We start from the raw sequence: 20,494 nt of genomic DNA, 5'->3' as shown, positions 1-20,494 counted from the left end.
TCATGAGCGATCAGTCCTCCGGCCGGGCGACGACGCCCGTGCCGGCGGGCGGCCCCGGGGCCGCCCCGGTGCCGACGAAGGTCGTGCGGCTGCGGCATCCGTGGCGCATCGTCTTCGCCGTGCTGCTGCTCGCCGTCGTGGCCGTCTTCGTCATCGATGCCGCCCAGCGCGAGGCCTTCGACTGGCCGACCGTCGGCAAGTACCTCTTCGATCAGCGCATCTCGCAGGCAGCGGGGTACACCCTGCTCCTCACCGTGCTCTCGATGGTCATCGGCGTCGTGCTCGGCATCATCCTCGCGGTCATGCGGCAGTCGCCGAACCCCGTGCTGAAATCGATCGCCTGGGTCTGGCTCTGGATCTTCCGCGGCACTCCGGTGTACGTGCAGCTGGTCTTCTGGGGCCTGCTGTCGACGGTCTACACCACGATCGACCTCGGCGTGCCGTTCATGGAGGCGTGGGTCTCCTTCCCGACGGACGTACTGTTCAACGCCTTCTGGCTGGCCGTCATCGGGCTCGCGCTCAACGAATCGGCGTACATGGCCGAGATCGTCCGCGCCGGCCTCCTCTCGGTCGATTCGGGGCAGCACGAGGCGGCGACGGCACTCGGCATGAGCTGGGGCACGACGATGCGGCGCATCGTGCTGCCGCAGGCGATGCGGGTGATCATCCCGCCGACCGGCAACGAGGTCATCTCGATGCTGAAGACGACCTCGCTCGTCTCGGCGATCCCGTTCACGCTCGAGCTGTACATGCGCCAGCGCGACATCGCGGCCGCGATCTTCGCACCGGTTCCGCTCCTGATCGTCGCATCGATCTGGTACCTCGCGATCACGTCGGTGCTGATGGTCGGCCAGTACTTCCTCGAGAAGCGCTTCGCGCGCGGGGTCGGCGCTCGGCCCGACACCGGTCCCGGTCCGGTCACCGGCGCGATGAGCGCCGTCGACGCGGAGATCGCCGAGACCGCGATCGCCGCCAAGCACGGAGGAGACGCTCGATGAGCGAACAGACGACGGCTGCTCAGAAGCCGATGGTGCTCGCCGAGCACGTCTCGAAGAGCTTCGGCTCCAACGAGGTGCTGAAGGACATCTCGCTCGAGGTCAAGCGCGGCGAGGTGCTCTGCCTCGTCGGCCCGTCGGGTTCCGGCAAGTCGACGTTCCTGCGCTGCATCAACCACCTCGAGCAGGTCTCGGCGGGGCGGCTCTCGGTCGACGGCTCGCTCGTCGGCTACCGCGAGGTCGGCGACAAGCTATACGAGATGCACCCGAAGGATGCCGCGAAGCAGCGTCGCGACATCGGCATGGTGTTCCAGCGGTTCAACCTGTTCCCGCACATGACGGCCCTCGAGAACGTCATGGAGGCCCCGACCCAGGTCAAGGGCGTCTCGAAGTCGCAGGCCAAGGCCCGTGCGCACGAGCTGCTCGCGCGCGTCGGCCTCGCGGAGCGCGCCGACTACTACCCGGCGCATCTCTCGGGCGGGCAGCAGCAGCGGGTGGCGATCGCACGGGCGCTCGCGATGGATCCGAAGCTCATGCTCTTCGACGAGCCCACGTCGGCGCTCGACCCCGAGCTCGTCGGCGAGGTGCTCGACGTGATGAAGGAGCTCGCGAAGACCGGCATGACCATGATCGTCGTCACGCACGAGATGGGCTTCGCCCGCGAGGTGGCCGACACGCTCGTGTTCATGGACGGCGGCGTGGTCGTCGAGACGGGCGACCCGCGCGAGGTGCTCGCGAACCCGCAGCACGCGCGCACGCAGGCGTTCCTCTCGAAGGTGCTGTGATCCCGTCGGTCGAGTAGCCGGGCGAACGCGCCCGGCTGCTCGATCGACGCGGCTCAGCCCTGCAGCAGTTTCGTGATGCGCTGGAGCGACACGCTCTCGGCCGCACGGAGCTCCTGCGCGAAGAGGCTGATGCGCAGCTCCTCGATGAGCCAGCGCGCGCGCACGACGTTCGCCGGGGCATCCGGTGCCAGCGGAATCGTGCCGCCCGCGTCGGCGAAGCGGGTGAGCGCCGTCTGCACCTCGTTCATCCACACCCGGTCGCGGCCGGGGTTGTCGACGAGCTTGCCGACGCGCATCGTGACGCCCTCGAGGTATCGGGGCACGTGTCGCAGGCGCTCGAGGCCGGTGCGCGAGACGAAGCCGGGGAAGACGAGACCGGCGAGCTGCTCCTTGGCATCGCTGAGGGCCGGCAGCAGCGCCATGCTCGTCGCCGAATTCACGGTCTTCTCAGCGGTGCGGAGCGCCGTGAGCGTGCGGGCGACGAGGCCGACGGTCTCGAACATCGTGTCCATGACGACGCCCGAGACGCGGTCGCGCACGGTGTCGAACTCGAGCTTCGTGAAGAGCATGCCGTCGTCCTTGACTCGGTAGAGCACGTCGTTGACGCAGGCCACGAGGCAGTCGGCGAAGAGCGCGGTGGTACTCGGGTACGGGCTCGTCGCGAGGACGAGCTTCTCGTTGCCCGTGAGGTGCTGCTGCACGTAGTTGACCGGCGACGGCGTCGCGAGCATGAGCAGACGACGGATGCCGCCGGGCATCGCCCGCGCCTGTTCCTCGGGAGTCGCGAGCAGTCTGATGTTCACGGCGGCGCCGTCGTCGATGAGCGCGGGGTAGGCACGTACCCGGTTGCCGCCGACCGTGGTGTCGACGAAGCGGGGGAGCTCGGCGAAGTCCCAGCTCGTGAGGCCGGTGCGCTCGATGCCGGCGCCCGGTGCCTCTCCTGCGGCGGCGATCGAACCGGGGGTGACCGGCCCGTCGACCTGGCGCGGCCCTCGTGGTCCGCGCTCGCCGCGGGCGGGTGCCGCGAAGGTGTCGGCCACGGCGTCGCGGGCTCGGTCGGCGAGCTGCGCCTGGAGTGCCCGCAGGTCCTTGCCGACGGCGAGCTGCTTGCCGCGGCCGTCGACGACCCGGAACGACATCTGCAGGTGCGGCGGAATCCGGTCCATCGCGAAGTCGGCGCCCGTCACGGGAGTGTGCGTCAGGCGCTTGATCACGGCGGCGACCTCATCGGCGAACGACATGCCCGCCGGGGCATCCGCTTCGCCGAGCTCGGCGACGATCTTCGCGGCCCAGTCGTTCGCCGGTACGACGTTGCGGCGGATCACCTTCGGCAGCGCCTTGATCATCGCGGTGACGAGTTCGGTGCGGAGGCCGGGCACCTGACGGTCGAACCCCTCGGGGCGGAGCCTCGCGAGGAGCACGAGGGGCACCTGCACGGTGACGCCGTCGTCGGATGCGCCGGGCTCGAAGCGATATCGCAGCGCGAGCGTCTGGTCGTCCTGCCGCCAGTTCGGCGGGAACGCGTCCTCGTCGATCGCGGGCGCGTCGTCGGGGGCGAGCGACTCGGCCGTCATCGTCAGCAGCTCGGGCGACTCCTGCTTCGCGGTGCGCCACCAGGTCTCGAAGAGACGGGTCGAGGTGACGTCGGCGGGGATGCGCGAGTCGTAGAACTCGTAGACCGCCTCGTCGTCGAAGAGGATGTCGCGGCGACGGCTGCGCTCCTCGACGGCCTCGAGCTCGGCGCGCAGCTTGCGGTTCTTCCGGTCGAAGTCGAAGAGCCGGTCGCGGCGGATGTCGTTCGGCCAGTCGCCCTCGACGAGCGCGTGCCTGATGAAGAGTTCGCGGGCGTACGCCTGGTCGACGCGGGAGAGCTGGATGCGCCGGCGGGCGATGATCGGCACCCCGTAGAGGGTGACCTTCTCGTAGGCGACGGCCGAGCCCTGCCGCTTCTCCCAGTGCGGCTCGCTGTAGCTGCGCTTGAGGAGCGAGCCGGCGAGCGGCTCCGCCCACGCCGGGTCGATCGCCGCGTTCATGCGGGCGAAGAGCCGGCTCGTCTCGACGAGCTCGGCGCTCATGATCGCGTCGGGCTGCTTCTTCGCGAGCGCGGAGCCCGGGAAGATCAGGAAGCGCGACTGCCGGGCGCCGAGGTACTCGCCCTTGGGCTTGCGCCCTCCGGATGCCGCGCCGCCGCGGGCGCCCGACTGGGTCGTGCTCGCGGGGGAGTCCTTCAGGCCGATGTGGCTGAGGAGGCCGGCGAGCAGCGACTTGTGGATGAGGTCGGCGTCGGGAGCCGTGCCGCCGCCGGGGGTCTTGTCGTCGATCTCGAGTCCGAGCGGCCGCGCCATCTGGCGGAGCTGGCGGTACACGTCGTTCCACTCGCGCACGCGCAGGTAGTTCAGGAACTCGTTCTTGCACATGCGCCGGAATGCGCTCGAACCGAGCTCGCGCTGCTGCGTCTCGAGGTGGTTCCAGAGGTTCAGGAGGGTGATGAAGTCGCTCGTGGGGTCGGCGAAGCGGGCGTGCTGCTCGTCGGCCTGCTGGCGCCGTTCGAGGGGGCGTTCGCGCGGGTCCTGGATCGTGAGGCCGGCGACGATCGCGAGCACCTCGCGGCTCACGCCGTGTTGCTTCGACTCCACGACCATGCGGCCGAATCGGGGCTCGATCGGGAGTTTCGCGAGAGCGCGGCCGACCTTCGTGAGGCGGTTGCCGGCCGCTGCACCCGAACCGGCTTCGACGGCACCGAGTTCGCGCAGCAGCTCGACGCCGTCTTTCACGCCGCGTGCGTCCGGCGGCGTCAGGAACGGGAACGCCTCGATGTCGCCGAGGCCGAGCGAGATCATCTGCAGGATGACCGCCGCGAGGTTCGTGCGCAGCACCTCGGGCTCGGTGAACTCCGGACGCCGTGCGAAGTCCTCTTCGGAGTACAGGCGGATCGCGATGCCGTCGCTCGTGCGACCCGACCGGCCGGAGCGCTGGTTCGCCGATGCCTGCGAGATCGCCTCGATCGGCAGTCGCTGCACCTTCGAGCGCACCGAGTAGCGGCTGATGCGCGCGGTGCCGGCGTCGATCACGTACTTGATGCCGGGCACCGTGAGGCTCGTCTCGGCGACGTTCGTCGCGAGCACGACGCGGCGCCGCACACCGGCGACGGTCGAGGGCTGGAACACGCGGTGCTGGTCGGCCGCCGACAGGCGTCCGTAGAGCGGCAGCACCTCGGTGACGGATGCCCCGCGGCCGGAGTAGTGCCCGCGCACGGCCTCCTCGGCGTCGCGGATCTCGTTCTCGCCCGAGAGGAAGACCAGCACGTCGCCGCGCGACTCCCGGTCGAGTTCGTCGAGGGCTTCGATGATGCCCTGCAGGTAGTCCTTGTCGTCGGCCTTGCGGGGTGAGTCCGCCGAGCCCCTGCGGGTTGAGCCTGTCGAAACCGAGCCGGTCGAAACCGAGCCGGTCGGAACCGGATCATCGTCCGGATCATCCGTCGCCGAGTCCTCCGCCACGAGCGGCCGGTAGCGGATCTCGACCGGGTAGGTGCGACCCGACACCTCGATGATCGGCGCCGGCTCGCCGGATGCATCCGCGAAGTGCCTGGCGAAGCTCTCGGGGTCGATCGTCGCGCTCGTCACGATGACCTTCAGGTCGGGGCGCTTCGGCAGCAACTGCTTGAGGTAGCCGAGCAGGAAGTCGATGTTGAGGCTGCGCTCGTGCGCCTCGTCGATGATGATCGTGTCGTACCGGCGCAGCATCCGGTCGTGGTGCATCTCGTTCAGCAGGATGCCGTCGGTCATCAGCTTGATGCGCGTCGAGGCGCTGGCCTTGTCGGTGAACCGCACCTGGTAGCCGACGACCCCGCCGACCTCTTCGCCGAGCTCCTCGGCGATGCGCTCGGCGATCGTGCGGGCGGCGAGCCGCCTCGGCTGGGTGTGGCCGATCGACTCGCGGCCGAGTTCGAGGCAGATCTTCGGCAGCTGCGTGGTCTTGCCGGAGCCGGTCGCGCCGGCCACGATGACGACCTGGTTCTCGCGGATGGCGCGCGCGATCTCCTCACGCTGCCGGGAGACGGGCAGCTCGGCGGGGTAGGTGATCGCGGCAAGCACAGCCCTCCATCGTATGCGGTCGACCGAGGTCAGGCACGTCTGAGCCCTGCCGTATCCACATGCGGCGCGAGCGGGGTCGTGGTAGAACTCCCTCATGTCGACCGAGGTCGAGACGGCTGCGAGCACGGTCGCGTCGCGCGTTCCCGGCGTCGCGGCCCTCGTCGGACTGCCGTTCCTGAGGGTCGCGCTCGTCGGACTCGCGGCGCTCGGCACCTGGATCGCCCTTGCGCTGACAGCCGAGCCCGGACCGTTCCCGCCGGGAATGCTGTTCGCCGCGGCGACGATGCTGCCGGTGAACGTGCTGTCGATCGTGCTCGTGCGCCGGGCACTGCACCGCTCGGGGCAGCGCGCGCGGGATCTCATCGACTTCTCGTGGCGACGACTCGGCCGCGACGTGCTGTGGGGCCTGCTCTGGCTCGCGGTGCTGTGGCTCCCCTTCATCCTCGCGGTCTTCGGCGTGATGTTCGCCCTCCACGGCGGCGCCGCGCTCGAGCACTTCGAGACGGTCTTCTACGACGCGGATGCCGCCCCGCCGCTGAACCGCGTCTGGCTCACGGTGCTCGCGGTCGTCTCCGTCGTCACGTTCGCTCCGCTGAACGCACCGGCTGAGGAGCTGATCTACCGCGGCTATTCGCAGTGGGGCCTCGAGCGGAGGTGGCCGACCTTCTGGGCGATCGTCGTCCCGTCGGCGATCTTCGCCCTGCAGCACGTCTTCTACGCGGCGACCGCCGATGCCGTGCTCGTCTACCTCGCGGCGTTCTTCGTGTGGGGACTCGGTTCGGGCATCATCGTGCACTCCCAGCGGCGGCTGATGCCGATCATCGTCGCCCACCTGCTCGTCAATGTCATGACGAGTGCGCCGGCGCTCGTGCTGCTGTTCCTGCCCGACTCGGCGCTGGCCTCCTGAGGCCCCGCGATTCGATCCGGCTCGCTCGGCCGGTTACGGTGTCGGCATGGGTGAGCACGAGTTCGAGGCCGCGTTCCGCGAGTGGCAGCAGTCGCGTTGGAGGGCGGTCTCCGCGCCGCACGGCACGGCGGCGCTGCTTCACACCCACTGGCTCACGACGGAGCCGGCCGAGTTCACCGGTGCGCCGGGTCGGTGGCACGCCGAATCCGCGAACGTCGTCGGCGCGCTGCCGAACGGCGCTGCGGTGCGGCTCGCGCCGGGCGAGGAGCTCGACCTCGACGGTGTGCGGCTGCGCGCCTTCGAGCGCGACGGCGCACTCGCGCTGCGCGTCATCGATCCGGATGCCCCGAGCCGCACCTCGCTCGTCGGCATCGAGGCCTACCCGCCCTCGTGGGAACGCGTCGTGACCGGCAGATTCACCCCGGCAGGCGACGGCGCGACCCTCGACGTGACCTCCGTCGACGGTCACGAGTCGAACGATCGCCTCGGCGGCGCGATCGAGCTCGAGATCGACGGCGTACCCGTCGCCCTCACCGTCACGCGCGACGATCACGGCCTCTCGGCGGTGTTCGCCGATGCCACGAGCGGCGGCGAGAGCTACCGCTTCCGGTTCCTCCGGGTGCCCGAACCTGCGGCCGACGGCACGGTGGCCGTCGACTTCAACCGCGCGTACCTGCCGCCGTGCGCGTTCTCCGACGAGTATGTCTGCCCGCTGCCGCCGCTCGGCAACCGCTGGCCGGTCGCGCTTCGTGCGGGGGAGCGGCTCGCCACGCGGCATCCGCTGCCCGAGGTCGACGCGCACGTCGATGCCGAGGCCGACGCCGCCTGATCGCGGGCAGCGAACCGCACTGTCGACGGCCGGTGCACCCGTGGTGGGATGAAGCATGACTTCTGTTCCACGCATCCAGCTCAACGACGGCCACTCGATCCCGCAGCTCGGCTTCGGCGTCTTCAAGGTCGACCCCGACGAGACGGTGCGCATCGTCAGCGGTGCGCTCGAAGTGGGCTACCGCCACATCGACACCGCGCGCATCTACGGCAACGAGGAGGGGGTCGGCACCGCGCTCGCCGAATCCGGCATCGCGCGTGAAGAGCTCTTCATCACCACGAAGCTCTGGAACACCGACCACGGCACGCAGTCGACGTTCGACGCGTTCGACGCGAGCCTCGATCGGCTGGGTCTCGACTACGTCGACCTCTACCTGATCCACTGGCCGTCGCCGAAGGGCGACCGGTACGTCGAGGCGTGGAAGGCGCTCGAGCAGATCCGCGTGAGCGGGCGTGCGCGATCGATCGGCGTCTCGAACTTCCTCGTGCCGCACCTCGAGCGGCTGCTCGCCGAGACCGATGTCGTGCCGGCCGTCGACCAGATCGAGCTGCACCCCGCCCATCAGCAGCCGGCCACCGCTGCGTTCGCCGAGCAGCACGGCATCGCGATCGAGGCCTGGGGCCCGCTCGGCCAGGGCAAGTACCCGCTCTTCGAGGTGCCAGAGGTCGCGGACGCCGCCGAGACGCATGGCAAGACGCCGGCGCAGGTCGTCATCCGCTGGCATCTGCAGCGCGGCCACATCGTCTTCCCGAAGTCGAACCGGCGCGAGCGCATGGCCGAGAATTTCGACGTCTTCGACTTCGAGCTGAGCGACGCGGAGGTGCAGGCGATCACCGCGCTCGAGCGCGAGGGCCGGGTCGGTTCACACCCCGACGACGTCGACTGACGGATGCCTCGGATCCCCGTACTTCGGCGCGACACGCCCGGGATGCGCTCCGGATTTGTCCGGGTGCGGGGATCCGCGTAAATTCTTACTCATCGCCACGGCGGTGCGGGAAGCGGCTGAGAGATCAGGGCTTCCCGGCCGAGACGGCGAGATTCTTAGCCAAATAGCCTCGTAGTCGCATTGCGACTCGGTGATTTCAAGCCTAAGATGAAACCCCCACTTCAGAACGAACATGATCTTCGGGTCGTGTTCTTGTTGTGTGAACAACTGCTGTTTCAGTCCGAGCGATCTTCAGATCCGAGTGGCTGAGTGACATCGAGCGATCGAGTCCGGCAAATGAAGTGGTACGGTAGGTAGGTTGCCCTGAGGGCAGGTCAAGAGACCGAAACTCGGGTGCGTCCGTTCCTTGAGAACTCAACAGCGTGCACTATGTTCAATGCCAAATTATTGAACCCCGACCAGTCCTTTGGGGCTGGGGAGGATTCCTTTGGATTGATGGACAGTCAGTTTGATTGTTCTTTCAGTCAGAGATTGAAACTCTCAATGCTCTTCGGAGTGTTGGAACCATTTTTTTTGGAGAGTTTGATCCTGGCTCAGGACGAACGCTGGCGGCGTGCTTAACACATGCAAGTCGAACGATGAACCTGGAGCTTGCTCTGGGGGATTAGTGGCGAACGGGTGAGTAACACGTGAGTAACCTGCCCTGGACTCTGGGATAACCCCGAGAAATCGGAGCTAATACCGGATAGGACCTGGAACCGCATGGTTTTGGGTGGAAAGTTTTTTCGGTCTGGGATGGACTCGCGGCCTATCAGCTTGTTGGTGAGGTAATGGCTCACCAAGGCGTCGACGGGTAGCCGGCCTGAGAGGGTGACCGGCCACACTGGGACTGAGACACGGCCCAGACTCCTACGGGAGGCAGCAGTGGGGAATATTGCACAATGGGCGAAAGCCTGATGCAGCAACGCCGCGTGAGGGATGACGGCCTTCGGGTTGTAAACCTCTTTTAGTAGGGAAGAAGGGCTTCGGCTTGACGGTACCTGCAGAAAAAGCACCGGCTAACTACGTGCCAGCAGCCGCGGTAATACGTAGGGTGCGAGCGTTGTCCGGAATTATTGGGCGTAAAGAGCTCGTAGGCGGTTTGTCACGTCTGCTGTGAAATCCCGAGGCTCAACCTCGGGCCTGCAGTGGGTACGGGCAGACTGGAGTGCGGTAGGGGAGATTGGAATTCCTGGTGTAGCGGTGGAATGCGCAGATATCAGGAGGAACACCGATGGCGAAGGCAGATCTCTGGGCCGTAACTGACGCTGAGGAGCGAAAGCGTGGGGAGCGAACAGGATTAGATACCCTGGTAGTCCACGCCGTAAACGTTGGGCGCTAGATGTGGGGACCATTCCACGGTTTCCGTGTCGTAGCTAACGCATTAAGCGCCCCGCCTGGGGAGTACGGCCGCAAGGCTAAAACTCAAAGGAATTGACGGGGGCCCGCACAAGCGGCGGAGCATGCGGATTAATTCGATGCAACGCGAAGAACCTTACCAAGGCTTGACATATACGAGAACGCCGCAGAAATGTGGAACTCTTTGGACACTCGTATACAGGTGGTGCATGGTTGTCGTCAGCTCGTGTCGTGAGATGTTGGGTTAAGTCCCGCAACGAGCGCAACCCTCGTCGTATGTTGCCAGCACGTAATGGTGGGAACTCATATGAGACTGCCGGGGTCAACTCGGAGGAAGGTGGGGATGACGTCAAATCATCATGCCCCTTATGTCTTGGGCTTCACGCATGCTACAATGGCCGGTACAAAGGGCTGCGATGTCGTAAGGCGGAGCGAATCCCAAAAAGCCGGTCTCAGTTCGGATTGAGGTCTGCAACTCGACCTCATGAAGTCGGAGTCGCTAGTAATCGCAGATCAGCAACGCTGCGGTGAATACGTTCCCGGGCCTTGTACACACCGCCCGTCAAGTCATGAAAGTCGGTAACACCCGAAGCCGGTGGCCTAACCCTTGTGGAGGGAGCCGTCGAAGGTGGGATCGGTGATTAGGACTAAGTCGTAACAAGGTAGCCGTACCGGAAGGTGCGGCTGGATCACCTCCTTTCTAAGGAGCACTGGCCACTTTGGTGGTCCAGGCATGCCAGATCAGACCGAACGTGTCTGCTGGCAGCTCATGGGTGGAACATTGACATAGGTGCTCGTCTGAATGGTTCAGACCTAGTACGCCGCTTCCTTTGGGGAGTGGTTGGAACGGTGGGGGCCGGCCGGTCGGGTGCATGCACGCTGTTGGGTCCTGAGGGGCCGGACAACTTCCCGCGCTTCGGCGTGGGGGTGATGGTTTCTTACAGACCTTCACGAAGCCGATGGGTTTTGATTCGGTGGGTGTGGGGGTTCTGGCCGTCTGTTGAGAACTACATAGTGGACGCGAGCATCTTAGAAACGGGACTTCGGTCCTGTTTCACAATAGGTGAGTCGCCAAGGGGTCGCCTTCGGGTGATCTTGTTGGCGTATTCACTGGTCAATTTCGCAGCATCGCCCTCGGGTGGTGTTGCACGATTCGATCTCATGTGATTTTCAAGTTTTTAAGAGCAAACGGTGGATGCCTTGGCATCTGGAGCCGAAGAAGGACGTCGTAATCTGCGATAAGCCTCGGGGAGCTGATAAACGAGCTGTGATCCGAGGATTTCCGAATGGGGAAACCCCGCCAGGCCCTTTGGGTGACCTGGTGACTCCCGCCTGAATATATAGGGCGGGTAGAGGGAACGTGGGGAAGTGAAACATCTCAGTACCCACAGGAAGAGAAAACAACCGTGATTCCGTTAGTAGTGGCGAGCGAACGCGGAAGAGGCTAAACCGAGCCATGTGTGATACCCGGCAGGGGTTGCATGGTCGGGGTTGTGGGACCTTTCGGACTGTACTGCCGTGCAGTCACGGTGACGCGTCAGGTATAGACGAACCGGATTGAAAGCCGGACCGGAGTGGGTGTGAGTCCCGTAGTCGAAATGCCTGGCGGCCCGGAGAGGTATCCCAAGTAGCGCGGGGCCCGAGAAATCCCGCGTGAATCTGTCAGGACCACCTGATAAGCCTAAATACTCCCAGATGACCGATAGCGGACAAGTACCGTGAGGGAAAGGTGAAAAGTACCCCGGGAGGGGAGTGAAATAGTACCTGAAACCGTTTGCTTACAAACCGTTGGAGCCTCCTTGTAGGGGTGACAGCGTGCCTTTTGAAGAATGAGCCTGCGAGTTAGTGATATGTGGCGAGGTTAACCCGTGAGGGGCAGCCGTAGCGAAAGCGAGTCTGAATAGGGCGATTCAGTCGCATGTCCTAGACCCGAAGCGAAGTGATCTATCCATGGCCAGGTTGAAGCGACGGTAAGACGTCGTGGAGGACCGAACCCACTTCAGTTGAAAATGGAGGGGATGAGCTGTGGATAGGGGTGAAAGGCCAATCAAACTTCGTGATAGCTGGTTCTCTCCGAAATGCATTTAGGTGCAGCGTTGCGTGTTTCTTGCCGGAGGTAGAGCTACTGGATGGCCGATGGGCCCCAAAAGGTTACTGACGTCAGCCAAACTCCGAATGCCGGTAAGTGAGAGCGCAGCAGTGAGACGGTGGGGGATAAGCTTCATCGTCGAGAGGGAAACAACCCAGACCACCAACTAAGGTCCCTAAGCGCGTGCTAAGTGGGAAAGGATGTGGAGTTGCACAGACAACCAGGAGGTTGGCTTAGAAGCAGCCACCCTTGAAAGAGTGCGTAATAGCTCACTGGTCAAGTGATTCCGCGCCGACAATGTAACGGGGCTCAAGCACGCCACCGAAGTTGTGGCATTGACATTGATGGTAGGCCTTCGTGGTCCAGCCGTGTTGATGGGTAGGAGAGCGTCGTGTGGGCAGTGAAGCGGCGGTGTGAACCAGCCGTGGAGGCCACACGAGTGAGAATGCAGGCATGAGTAGCGAAAGACGGGTGAGAAACCCGTCCTCCGGAAGACCAAGGGTTCCAGGGTCAAGCTAATCTGCCCTGGGTAAGTCGGGACCTAAGGCGAGGCCGACAGGCGTAGTCGATGGACAACGGGTTGATATTCCCGTACCGGCGAAGAACCGCCCACATGAAATCAGGAGTGCTAAGCATCCCAAGACGCGTGGATCCCTTCGGGGACGATCGTGAGGCGGCATGCGACCCCATCTGGTGGAGTGAGCGTATTAACAGGTGTGACGCAGGAAGGTAGCCCAACCCGGGCGATGGTTGACCCGGGGCAAGCGTGTAGGCCGAGCGATAGGCAAATCCGTCGCTCATGATGGCTGAGACGCGATGCGGATAAAAAGTGGGTGATCCTATGCTGCCAAGAAAAGCATCGACGCGAGGTTCCAGCCGCCCGTACCCCAAACCGACTCAGGTGGTCAGGTAGAGAATACTAAGGAGATCGAGAGAATCGTGGTTAAGGAACTCGGCAAAATGCCCCCGTAACTTCGGGAGAAGGGGGGCCTAAGGCGTGAATGGACTTGCTCCAGGAAGCGCTGCAGGGCCGCAGAGACCAGTGGGAAGCGACTGTTTACTAAAAACACAGGTCCGTGCTAAGTCGCAAGACGATGTATACGGACTGACGCCTGCCCGGTGCTGGAAGGTTAAGAGGACCGGTTAGCCGCAAGGCGAAGCTGAGAATTTAAGCCCCAGTAAACGGCGGTGGTAACTATAACCATCCTAAGGTAGCGAAATTCCTTGTCGGGTAAGTTCCGACCTGCACGAATGGCGTAACGACTTCCCAGCTGTCTCAACCGCGAACTCGGCGAAATTGCATTACGAGTAAAGATGCTCGTTACGCGCAGCAGGACGGAAAGACCCCGTGACCTTTACTACAGCTTGGTATTGGTGTTCGGTGTGGCTTGTGTAGGATAGGTGGGAGACTTTGAAGCTGGCACGCTAGTGTCGGTGGAGTCATTGTTGAAATACCACTCTGGTCACTCTGGATATCTAACTTCGAACCGTGATCCGGTTCAGGGACAGTGCCTGGTGGGTAGTTTAACTGGGGCGGTTGCCTCCCAAAAAGTAACGGAGGCGCCCAAAGGTTCCCTCAACCTGGTTGGCAATCAGGTGGCGAGTGTAAGTGCACAAGGGAGCTTGACTGTGAGACTGACAGGTCGAGCAGGGACGAAAGTCGGGACTAGTGATCCGGCAGTGGCTTGTGGAAGCGCTGTCGCTCAACGGATAAAAGGTACCTCGGGGATAACAGGCTGATCTTGCCCAAGAGTCCATATCGACGGCATGGTTTGGCACCTCGATGTCGGCTCGTCGCATCCTGGGGCTGGAGTAGGTCCCAAGGGTTGGGCTGTTCGCCCATTAAAGCGGTACGCGAGCTGGGTTTAGAACGTCGTGAGACAGTTCGGTCCCTATCCGCTGCGCGCGTAGGAAATTTGAGAGGATCTGACCCTAGTACGAGAGGACCGGGTTGGACGAACCTCTGGTGTGCCAGTTGTTCCGCCAGGAGCACCGCTGGTTAGCTACGTTCGGGATGGATAACCGCTGAAAGCATCTAAGCGGGAAGCCGGCCTCGAGATGAGATTTCCATACCCTTCGGGGTGAGAGGCTCCCAGCCAGACGACTGGGTTGATAGGCCGGATGTGGAAGACAGGACTAACGACTGTCGGAGCTGACCGGTACTAATAAGCCGATAACTTGATAATCACTACACTCACACACGTTTGAACATGTTCATGAAAAGGCCGTGTGAGTGGCCAAAGATACGCTCGCGTCCACTCTGTGGTTCCCTTCAGACGGAAACCCAACACATAACTCAACATTGTTGAACCCGCACCACCACACCCGCACGCGGGTGCAGGATGGTGCGGTCACCGAGACCACACACCCACCCCAACCCTGTTGGCGGGCGAGGTGTGGCAAGAGTTTCGGCGGCCATAGCGCGAGGGAAACGCCCGGACACATTCCGAACCCGGAAGCTAAGACTCGCAGCGCCGATGGTACTGCAGGGGGGACCCTGTGGGAGAGTAGGACACCGCCGGACATAATTTCGAAGAGAGCCGCCCAAGGTTGGGCGGCTCTCTTCGGTTTAACACCCACACACCACACACGAGCACGCATGCACGATGCAGTCGAGAAACGGCCGCCCAAGGGGCGGCCGTTCGTGTTTCCGATGAGTCGTCGGGTCGCGTCGCTATCCTGAGGGCATGGGGAGCCGACTCGGCGATGCGATGAGCCCCTACCTGCGTGCTCACGCGGCGAACCCGGTCGACTGGTATCCGTGGGGGGAAGCAGCCTTCGAGGCCGCCAAGCAGCGGGATGTGCCGGTGCTGGTCTCCATCGGCTACGCCACGTGCCATTGGTGCCACGTGATGGCACGGGAGAGCTTCAGCGACCCCGCGGTCGCCGCGGTGATCAACGACGGATTCGTCGCGATCAAGGTCGATCGAGAGGAACATCCCGACGTCGACGCGAGCTATCTGGCAGCGGCCTCCGCGTTCACTGGAGAGTTGGGCTGGCCGCTCACCGTGTTCGCCTCCCCGGAAGGGCACGCGTTCTACGCCGGCACCTACTTCCCGCCACGCGAGATCCGCGGGGTTCCCTCCTTCAGTGCCGTGCTCGCCGCGGTCGGCACCGCCTGGCGTGAACGGCGAGCAGAGCTCGACGCAACGGCGTCCGCCGTGGCCGAGGCGCTGGCGGCGGCATCCGCTGTTCGTACCGGAGGCGCGCTGCCCGGTCCCGCCGAACTCGCAGGGACCGTCGCAGCGCTCGCTGCTGGGGAGGACCGTGTGCACGGCGGGTTCGGCAATGCGCCGAAGTTCCCGATCGCCCCGGTGCTCGCCTTCCTGACCGCTGCGGGTGGACCCGGGCGGGCACTGGCGGAGCGGACCGTGCGGCTCATGGGTGCGTCCCCGCTGCACGACCCGGTCGACGGCGGTTTCTTCCGCTACTCGACGCAGGCGGACTGGAGCGAGCCGCACTACGAGCGGATGCTCACCGACAACGCGCTGCTGCTCCGCGTCGCGACCGAACTCGGGCGGGCGTGGCCGAACGACGAGCACACGGTGTCGATCGCCGACGGCGTCGCGAGATTCCTGATCGACCGGTTGCAGCTGCCGGACGGCGGCTTCGCGAGCGCACAGGACTCCGAGAGCGTGATCGACGGCGAGCGCAGCGAGGGCGGGTACTACCGCCAGGATGCCGACGGGCGCACCAGGCTCGCTCCACCTCCGCTCGACGAGAAGGTGCTCACCGGGTGGAACGGACTCGCGATCGGGGCACTCGCCCGGCACGGCTTCGTGCGTCGCGACGACCGGTCGGTGACGGCGGCGCGACGCAGCGCGGAGCTGCTGCTGGCCACGCATGTGCGGGCGGACGGCAACCTGGTGCGTGCCTCCCTCGACGGGCGGGCCTCGACGGCCGTCGCCACCCTCGAAGACACGGGCATGTTCGCCGGCGGGCTGCTCGAGCTCGCCGCAGTGACCGGTGAACCGGGTTACGCCGTGTCGGCGCGCGCCCTGATCGATGCGGCCCTTGCGGCCGCGAGCGACGAGGGCGACGGCGAGGGCCGGCTTCCGTTCGCGGCGCCCGGCGGGGGAGATCCCGTGCTGCGGGCGCGCGGACTCGCACTGCCCGACGACCCAGCGGAGGGCGCCGCGCCGTCGGGGCTCACGGCGTGTGCGGATGCCGCGTGGCGGCTGTACCTGCTCGGAGCGGGGGATGCGTACCTCGCGTCGGCCGAGCGCGCGATGGCCTCGGTCGCGGGCATCGCGCTCGAGCGGCCGCTCGCGTTCGGCGGGTCGCTCGAGCTCATGGCGAGGCTCGCCGCCCCGGTCGTGCAACTCGTGACGGTCGTGCCCGAGCCCGAGCCCGTCCCCGAGCACGAGCGCTCGAGCGCGGATGACGGAGCGGCATCCGACGAACCCGCACTCCTCGCCGCGACTCGGGGGCAGGAGGCCTCCGTCGCCGTGATCGTCGACGAGCGGCAGGCGCGCGCGTTCGCGGAGGCGGGATTCTCGTTGTTCGAGGAGCGCACTGCGCGGAACGGGGTGCCGGTCGCCTACCGCTGCGAGGCCTTCGTCTGCGGGCTGCCGGTCGAGGACCCGTCGATGCTCGGTTCGCTCGGGCCGCGCGAATGAGGTGGGCCGGCACCGGGGTGCGCACGGGAACTCCGGGATCCGTACGATGAGAGCATGATGCAGCCCGCGAACCACCGAACCGGCACGATCGCGATCGCGGCGGCCGTCGATGCGGTGCTCGTCGTCGTCTTCGTGTCGATCGGCCGGAGCAGCCATGCCGAAGGGCTCGACCTCGCGGGCGTCGCGGGCACCGCGTGGCCGTTCGTCGCGGCACTCGCCGTGGGCTGGATCGTGGCGCGAGCGTGGCGGCATCCGCTCGCGATCTGGCCGACGGGCGTCGTCGTGTGGGCGGTCACCGTCGTCGGCGGCATGCTGCTGCGTGCGCTCAGCGGTCAGGGCACGCAGTTCGCCTTCATCATCGTCGCGACCCTGACCCTCGCCGCGTTCCTGCTCGGATGGCGACTCATCGCGCTGCTCGTGACCCGCCCGGGCCGGGCGCGCACCGCCGACGCCTCGCGAACCGATCCGGCATGAACCCGATCGAGTGGCTCTTCGACGCTCAGCTCGTGATCGGCGACCAGGTCATCCTCTGGCGCGAGATCGTCGGCAACGGGTTCGGGCTTGCGAGCGCGCTCGGCGGGCTGCGGCGCAAGGTCTGGGCGTGGCCGGTCGGCATCGTCGGCAACGCGCTGCTCTTCACGGTCTTCATGGGTGCCCTCTTCGAAACGCCGAACCCGGTGAACCTGCTCGGGCAGGCCGGGCGGCAGCTCATGTTCATCGCCGTCTCGATCTACGGCTGGGTGCGCTGGTCGCAGCACCGGCAGGTGAGCGACGCGGCGGTCGAGCCGAGGTGGGCGAGTGCGCGAGCGCGGATCCTGCTCGGGGTCGCGCTCGTCGGCGGCACGCTCGTGCTCACCCCGATCTTCCGCGCCCTCGGCTCCTTCGAACCGGTCTGGGCCGACGCGTGGATCTTCATGGGCTCACTGCTCGCCACCTGGGGCATGGCGAAGGGATGGACCGAGTTCTGGCTGATCTGGGTCGCCGTCGACATCGTCGGGGTACCGCTGCTCATCAGCGCCGGCTACTACGCGTCGGCGCTGCTCTACGTCTTCTACGGGCTGTTCACGATCTTCGGCTTCATCACCTGGATGCGCGTGCAGCGGGTCACCAGCGCGACGGCACCCGGTCGAGCACCAACCACACCGCCGAGCTGAGCTCGGGGTGCTCGAGGGCGATCTCGCGCAGCAATTCGTACTCGAACTTCTGAACATCGCCCTCGCGAGCGGCGGGGTGGTAGGCGCGGGCGCGCACGCTGCGCCAGCGCTCGGAGTGCATGCGATCTTCACGCAGCGTCGCGACGACCTGTTCGTCGACTGACGGCAGGTCGGGCAGGAACACCCACGGGTCTTCGCCGAGGCGGCATCGGAGCTCGATGAGCGCCGAGAGCTCGTCGCGTGCGTCTTGACGCAGCCGTTCCAGTGTCGTCGACTCTGCCATGCGCGCCTCCCCTCGCCTCTTCTCGATCGTAATCAACGCTAAACGCACCGTGTGACGGGCGGGTTACAGGGCGTAGCCCGACGTGTACGCCAGATGACGAATCGATGACGGTCGGCATCGTCGATTCGGAGGGCGGCTGCTTGAATGGTGCGCACTGCCGGGGGCTCGACGCCGGCCGAACCCGAGGGGCGCGAGTTGACCGAGTACCTGATCCTGCACGGCTACGAGAACCGGCGCCCCGACGGGCACTGGGAACGCTGGCTCGCCGCCGAGCTCGAGGGGAGCGGGGCATCCGTTCGCTACCCGCAGCTGCCCGACCCCGACGACCCGGTGCTCGACGACTGGATCGCCGCGATCGAAGCGCAACTGGTCGGCACCGAGCCCGCCTCGCTGACCGTCGTCTGCCACAGTCTCGCCTGTGCGGCCTGGCTCGTCTTCGCCGCTCGGCGCGCGGCAGCGGGGCGAACGGATGCCGCGGCGCATCGTGTGCTGCTCGTCGCCCCGGTCTCGGACCCGGTGCTCCGGGGCATCCCACAGATCGCAGGGTTCGCTCTCGGCGGCGACCCGGTGCACGCCGCCGCGGAACACGTGATCGTGGTCGCGGGCGACACCGACCCGTACTGCCCCGAAGGGGCGGAGCCGGCGTTCGTCGAGCCGCTCGGGGCCGAGCACGTCATCGTGCAGGGAGGCGGGCACCTCACGATCGAAGACGGCTTCGGCCCGTTCCCGCTCGTGCTCGAGCTCGCGACCCGCTGACCGAACCGCCGCCGCGCTGGTGCGCTTGAATGGTCGGATGAGCACCGAGCCGCATCCGTCGCCCCTCACGCCCGCCGATGACGCTCGAGTCGACGAACTCCTGGGCCTCCTCCGCACCGACCTCGTCGCTGCGGACTTCACGGTCGCTGCGCTCGAGGCGCTCTGGGGAGACGACGCCGCAGCGGCCCTGCACCGGGGTGAGCGCGTGCCCGCGCGGCGAGTGCTCGACGCCCGCAGGCGGGAGCACGGGGCATCCGCCGGTCTCGCGACGCTCGCCGAGCTCTTCGTGCTCGGCGTTCCCGTGCCGCGCGGCGAGCTCGGCGAGGCGCTCGTCGGGCTCGGGGTCGACGGGGCCGTCGAGCTCGGGCTCGTGAGCGAGGTCGGCGAGGCTGGTGAGGCCGTCGTCTCGGGCGGCGAGGCATCCGTTCGCGCCCGGCTCGACCTGCGTCCCTATGCCTTCACCGACGCGCTCGGACACGGCGAGTGGTGGATCCTCTCCGACCTCGGCGAGCTCGCCCTCGGGCACGCGCTCGGCGAGCACCACGTGCTCGGCGTCGGGGGCGCGTCGATGACGCTCTCGGGCCTCATGCTGCCGACGCCCGCCCGATGCGTGCTCGACCTCGGCACCGGTTGCGGGATCCAGGCGATGCACGCCTCCCGGTTCGCCGACCGCATCGTCGCGACCGACATCTCCGAACGGGCGCTCGAGATCGCGCGGCTGAACCTCGTGCTGAATGGCATCGACGGCGTCGAACTCCGGCTCGGCAGCCTCTTCGAGCCCGTTGCGGGCGAGCGGTTCGACCGCATCGTCTCGAATCCGCCGTTCGTCATCACCCCGCGCATCGAGGGCGTGCCCGAGTACGACTACCGCGACGGCGGCATGGTGGGTGACGCCCTCGTCGAAGCGGTGATCCGCGGGGCCCACGACCACCTCGAACCCGGCGGCGTCGCCCAGTTGCTCGGCAACTGGGAGTATCGCGACGGCGGGGCCCCAGACGGCGACGCGGGCGGCGCCTCCGACGGACTCGAGCGCGTCGGCGACTGGGCCGCCGCGCTCGAGCATTGGGTCATCGAGCGCGAGGTGCAGCACGTCACCGAGTACGCCGAGACGTGGATCCGCGACGGGGGAACGAGGCCCGGCACCGCCGAGTTCGACCGGCTCTACGACGCCTGGCTCGACGACTTCGCCGCGCGCGGGGTCTCGCACGTCGGCTTCGGATACGTGCTGCTGCGACGAGCGGATGCCGCGGCATCCGCTGACTCGACGGCCGGTGCCGGCCGGCTCGCGCGGCTCGAACGGCTGCACGGCCCCCTCGGCTCGAACGAGGCCGGACTCGGCGCGCATCTGGCCGACTGCCTCGTCGAACACGACCGCCAGGCCGCCCTCGACGACGCCGCGCTCGCCGCAGCCCGGTTCACGACCGCCGGCGACGTCACCGAGGAGCGCCACTACTGGCCGGGCGATGATGACCCGACCGCGATGCTGCTGCGGCAGGGCGGCGGCTTCGGGCGCGCGATCAGCCTCGACACGGGACTCGCCGCCCTGGTCGGGGCGAGCGACGGGGATCTCTCGGTCGGTGCGATCGTGTCCGCCCTCGCCCAATTGCTCGAGGTCGACGAGACGGCGCTCGCGGCCGATCTGCTTCCGGCGGTGCGCACGCTCGTCGACGACGGCATGCTGCGTTTCGCCGACTGAGCC

General features: G+C 66.3%; 12 protein-coding genes and 3 rRNA genes. 13 read left to right on the top strand and 2 right to left on the bottom strand.

Annotated elements, in window-relative coordinates; translation table 11 throughout:
- Window positions 1–2 precede the first annotated feature (2 nt).
- Entirely contained in the window at window positions 3–998 is a 996-nt protein-coding gene (locus tag JOE59_RS11135) for an amino acid ABC transporter permease (RefSeq protein WP_204460517.1), read from the top strand.
- 29 nt (window positions 999–1,027) lie between these two features.
- Entirely contained in the window at window positions 1,028–1,780 is a 753-nt protein-coding gene (locus tag JOE59_RS11130) for an amino acid ABC transporter ATP-binding protein (RefSeq protein WP_204463361.1), read from the top strand.
- 53 nt (window positions 1,781–1,833) lie between these two features.
- On the opposite strand, the gene hrpA is transcribed toward JOE59_RS11130, so the two are convergent.
- The gene (gene hrpA, locus JOE59_RS11125) at window positions 1,834–5,889 is read right to left on the bottom strand and encodes an ATP-dependent RNA helicase HrpA (protein WP_417281913.1); all 4,056 of its coding nucleotides are present in this window, start codon (window positions 5,887–5,889) and stop codon (window positions 1,834–1,836) included.
- A gap of 79 nt (window positions 5,890–5,968) precedes the next feature.
- On the opposite strand from hrpA, the gene JOE59_RS11120 reads away from it, so the two are divergent.
- From JOE59_RS11120 to pnuC, 9 genes are all read left to right on the top strand, one after another.
- The gene (locus JOE59_RS11120) at window positions 5,969–6,781 is read left to right on the top strand and encodes a CPBP family intramembrane glutamic endopeptidase (protein WP_204460513.1); all 813 of its coding nucleotides are present in this window, start codon (window positions 5,969–5,971) and stop codon (window positions 6,779–6,781) included.
- Window positions 6,782–6,827: 46 nt separating this feature from the next.
- A complete protein-coding gene (locus JOE59_RS11115) occupies window positions 6,828–7,610 on the top strand; it encodes a DUF1684 domain-containing protein (RefSeq protein WP_204460511.1) in 783 nt (260 codons plus the stop codon).
- A gap of 55 nt (window positions 7,611–7,665) precedes the next feature.
- Entirely contained in the window at window positions 7,666–8,496 is an 831-nt protein-coding gene (locus JOE59_RS11110) for an aldo/keto reductase (protein ID WP_204460510.1), read from the top strand.
- A gap of 570 nt (window positions 8,497–9,066) precedes the next feature.
- Window positions 9,067–10,594 (top strand): 16S ribosomal RNA (locus JOE59_RS11105).
- A gap of 468 nt (window positions 10,595–11,062) precedes the next feature.
- Window positions 11,063–14,169, top strand: a 23S ribosomal RNA gene (locus JOE59_RS11100).
- Window positions 14,170–14,390: 221 nt separating this feature from the next.
- Window positions 14,391–14,507, top strand: a 5S ribosomal RNA gene (rrf, locus tag JOE59_RS11095).
- Together the 16S, 23S and 5S rRNA genes form the textbook arrangement of a ribosomal RNA operon.
- Before the next feature lie 163 nt (window positions 14,508–14,670).
- On the top strand, window positions 14,671–16,602 hold the full coding sequence (locus tag JOE59_RS11090) for a thioredoxin domain-containing protein (protein WP_204460509.1): 1,932 nt from the start codon (window positions 14,671–14,673) through the stop codon (window positions 16,600–16,602).
- Window positions 16,603–16,656: 54 nt separating this feature from the next.
- A complete protein-coding gene (locus JOE59_RS11085) occupies window positions 16,657–17,076 on the top strand; it encodes a DUF3054 domain-containing protein (RefSeq protein WP_307837036.1) in 420 nt (139 codons plus the stop codon).
- On the top strand, window positions 17,073–17,756 hold the full coding sequence (pnuC, locus tag JOE59_RS11080) for a nicotinamide riboside transporter PnuC (protein ID WP_179552443.1): 684 nt from the start codon (window positions 17,073–17,075) through the stop codon (window positions 17,754–17,756). Before JOE59_RS11085 ends, pnuC begins: the two co-directional genes overlap by 4 nt.
- On the opposite strand, the gene JOE59_RS11075 is transcribed toward pnuC, so the two are convergent.
- Window positions 17,707–18,039 (bottom strand): hypothetical protein, encoded by a 333-nt coding sequence (locus tag JOE59_RS11075; protein ID WP_204460508.1) that lies wholly within the window; start codon window positions 18,037–18,039, stop codon window positions 17,707–17,709. The two genes, pnuC and JOE59_RS11075, sit on opposite strands and share 50 nt — an antisense overlap.
- Window positions 18,040–18,183: 144 nt before the next feature.
- On the opposite strand from JOE59_RS11075, the gene JOE59_RS11070 reads away from it, so the two are divergent.
- Window positions 18,184–18,795 carry an RBBP9/YdeN family alpha/beta hydrolase gene (locus JOE59_RS11070; RefSeq protein WP_204460507.1) on the top strand — a complete coding sequence of 204 codons (612 nt, stop codon included), beginning with the start codon at window positions 18,184–18,186 and terminating at the stop codon, window positions 18,793–18,795.
- A gap of 37 nt (window positions 18,796–18,832) precedes the next feature.
- Entirely contained in the window at window positions 18,833–20,491 is a 1,659-nt protein-coding gene (locus tag JOE59_RS11065; protein ID WP_204460506.1) for a DUF7059 domain-containing protein, read from the top strand.
- Window positions 20,492–20,494: the final 3 nt, after the last annotated feature.

Origin of the sequence: Agromyces cerinus (genome assembly GCF_016907835.1) — a bacterium.
Lineage (GTDB): Bacteria > Actinomycetota > Actinomycetes > Actinomycetales > Microbacteriaceae > Agromyces > Agromyces nitratus.
Note: the sequence above shows the minus strand (reverse complement) of the source record. Positions and strands in the feature narration are given on the sequence as shown.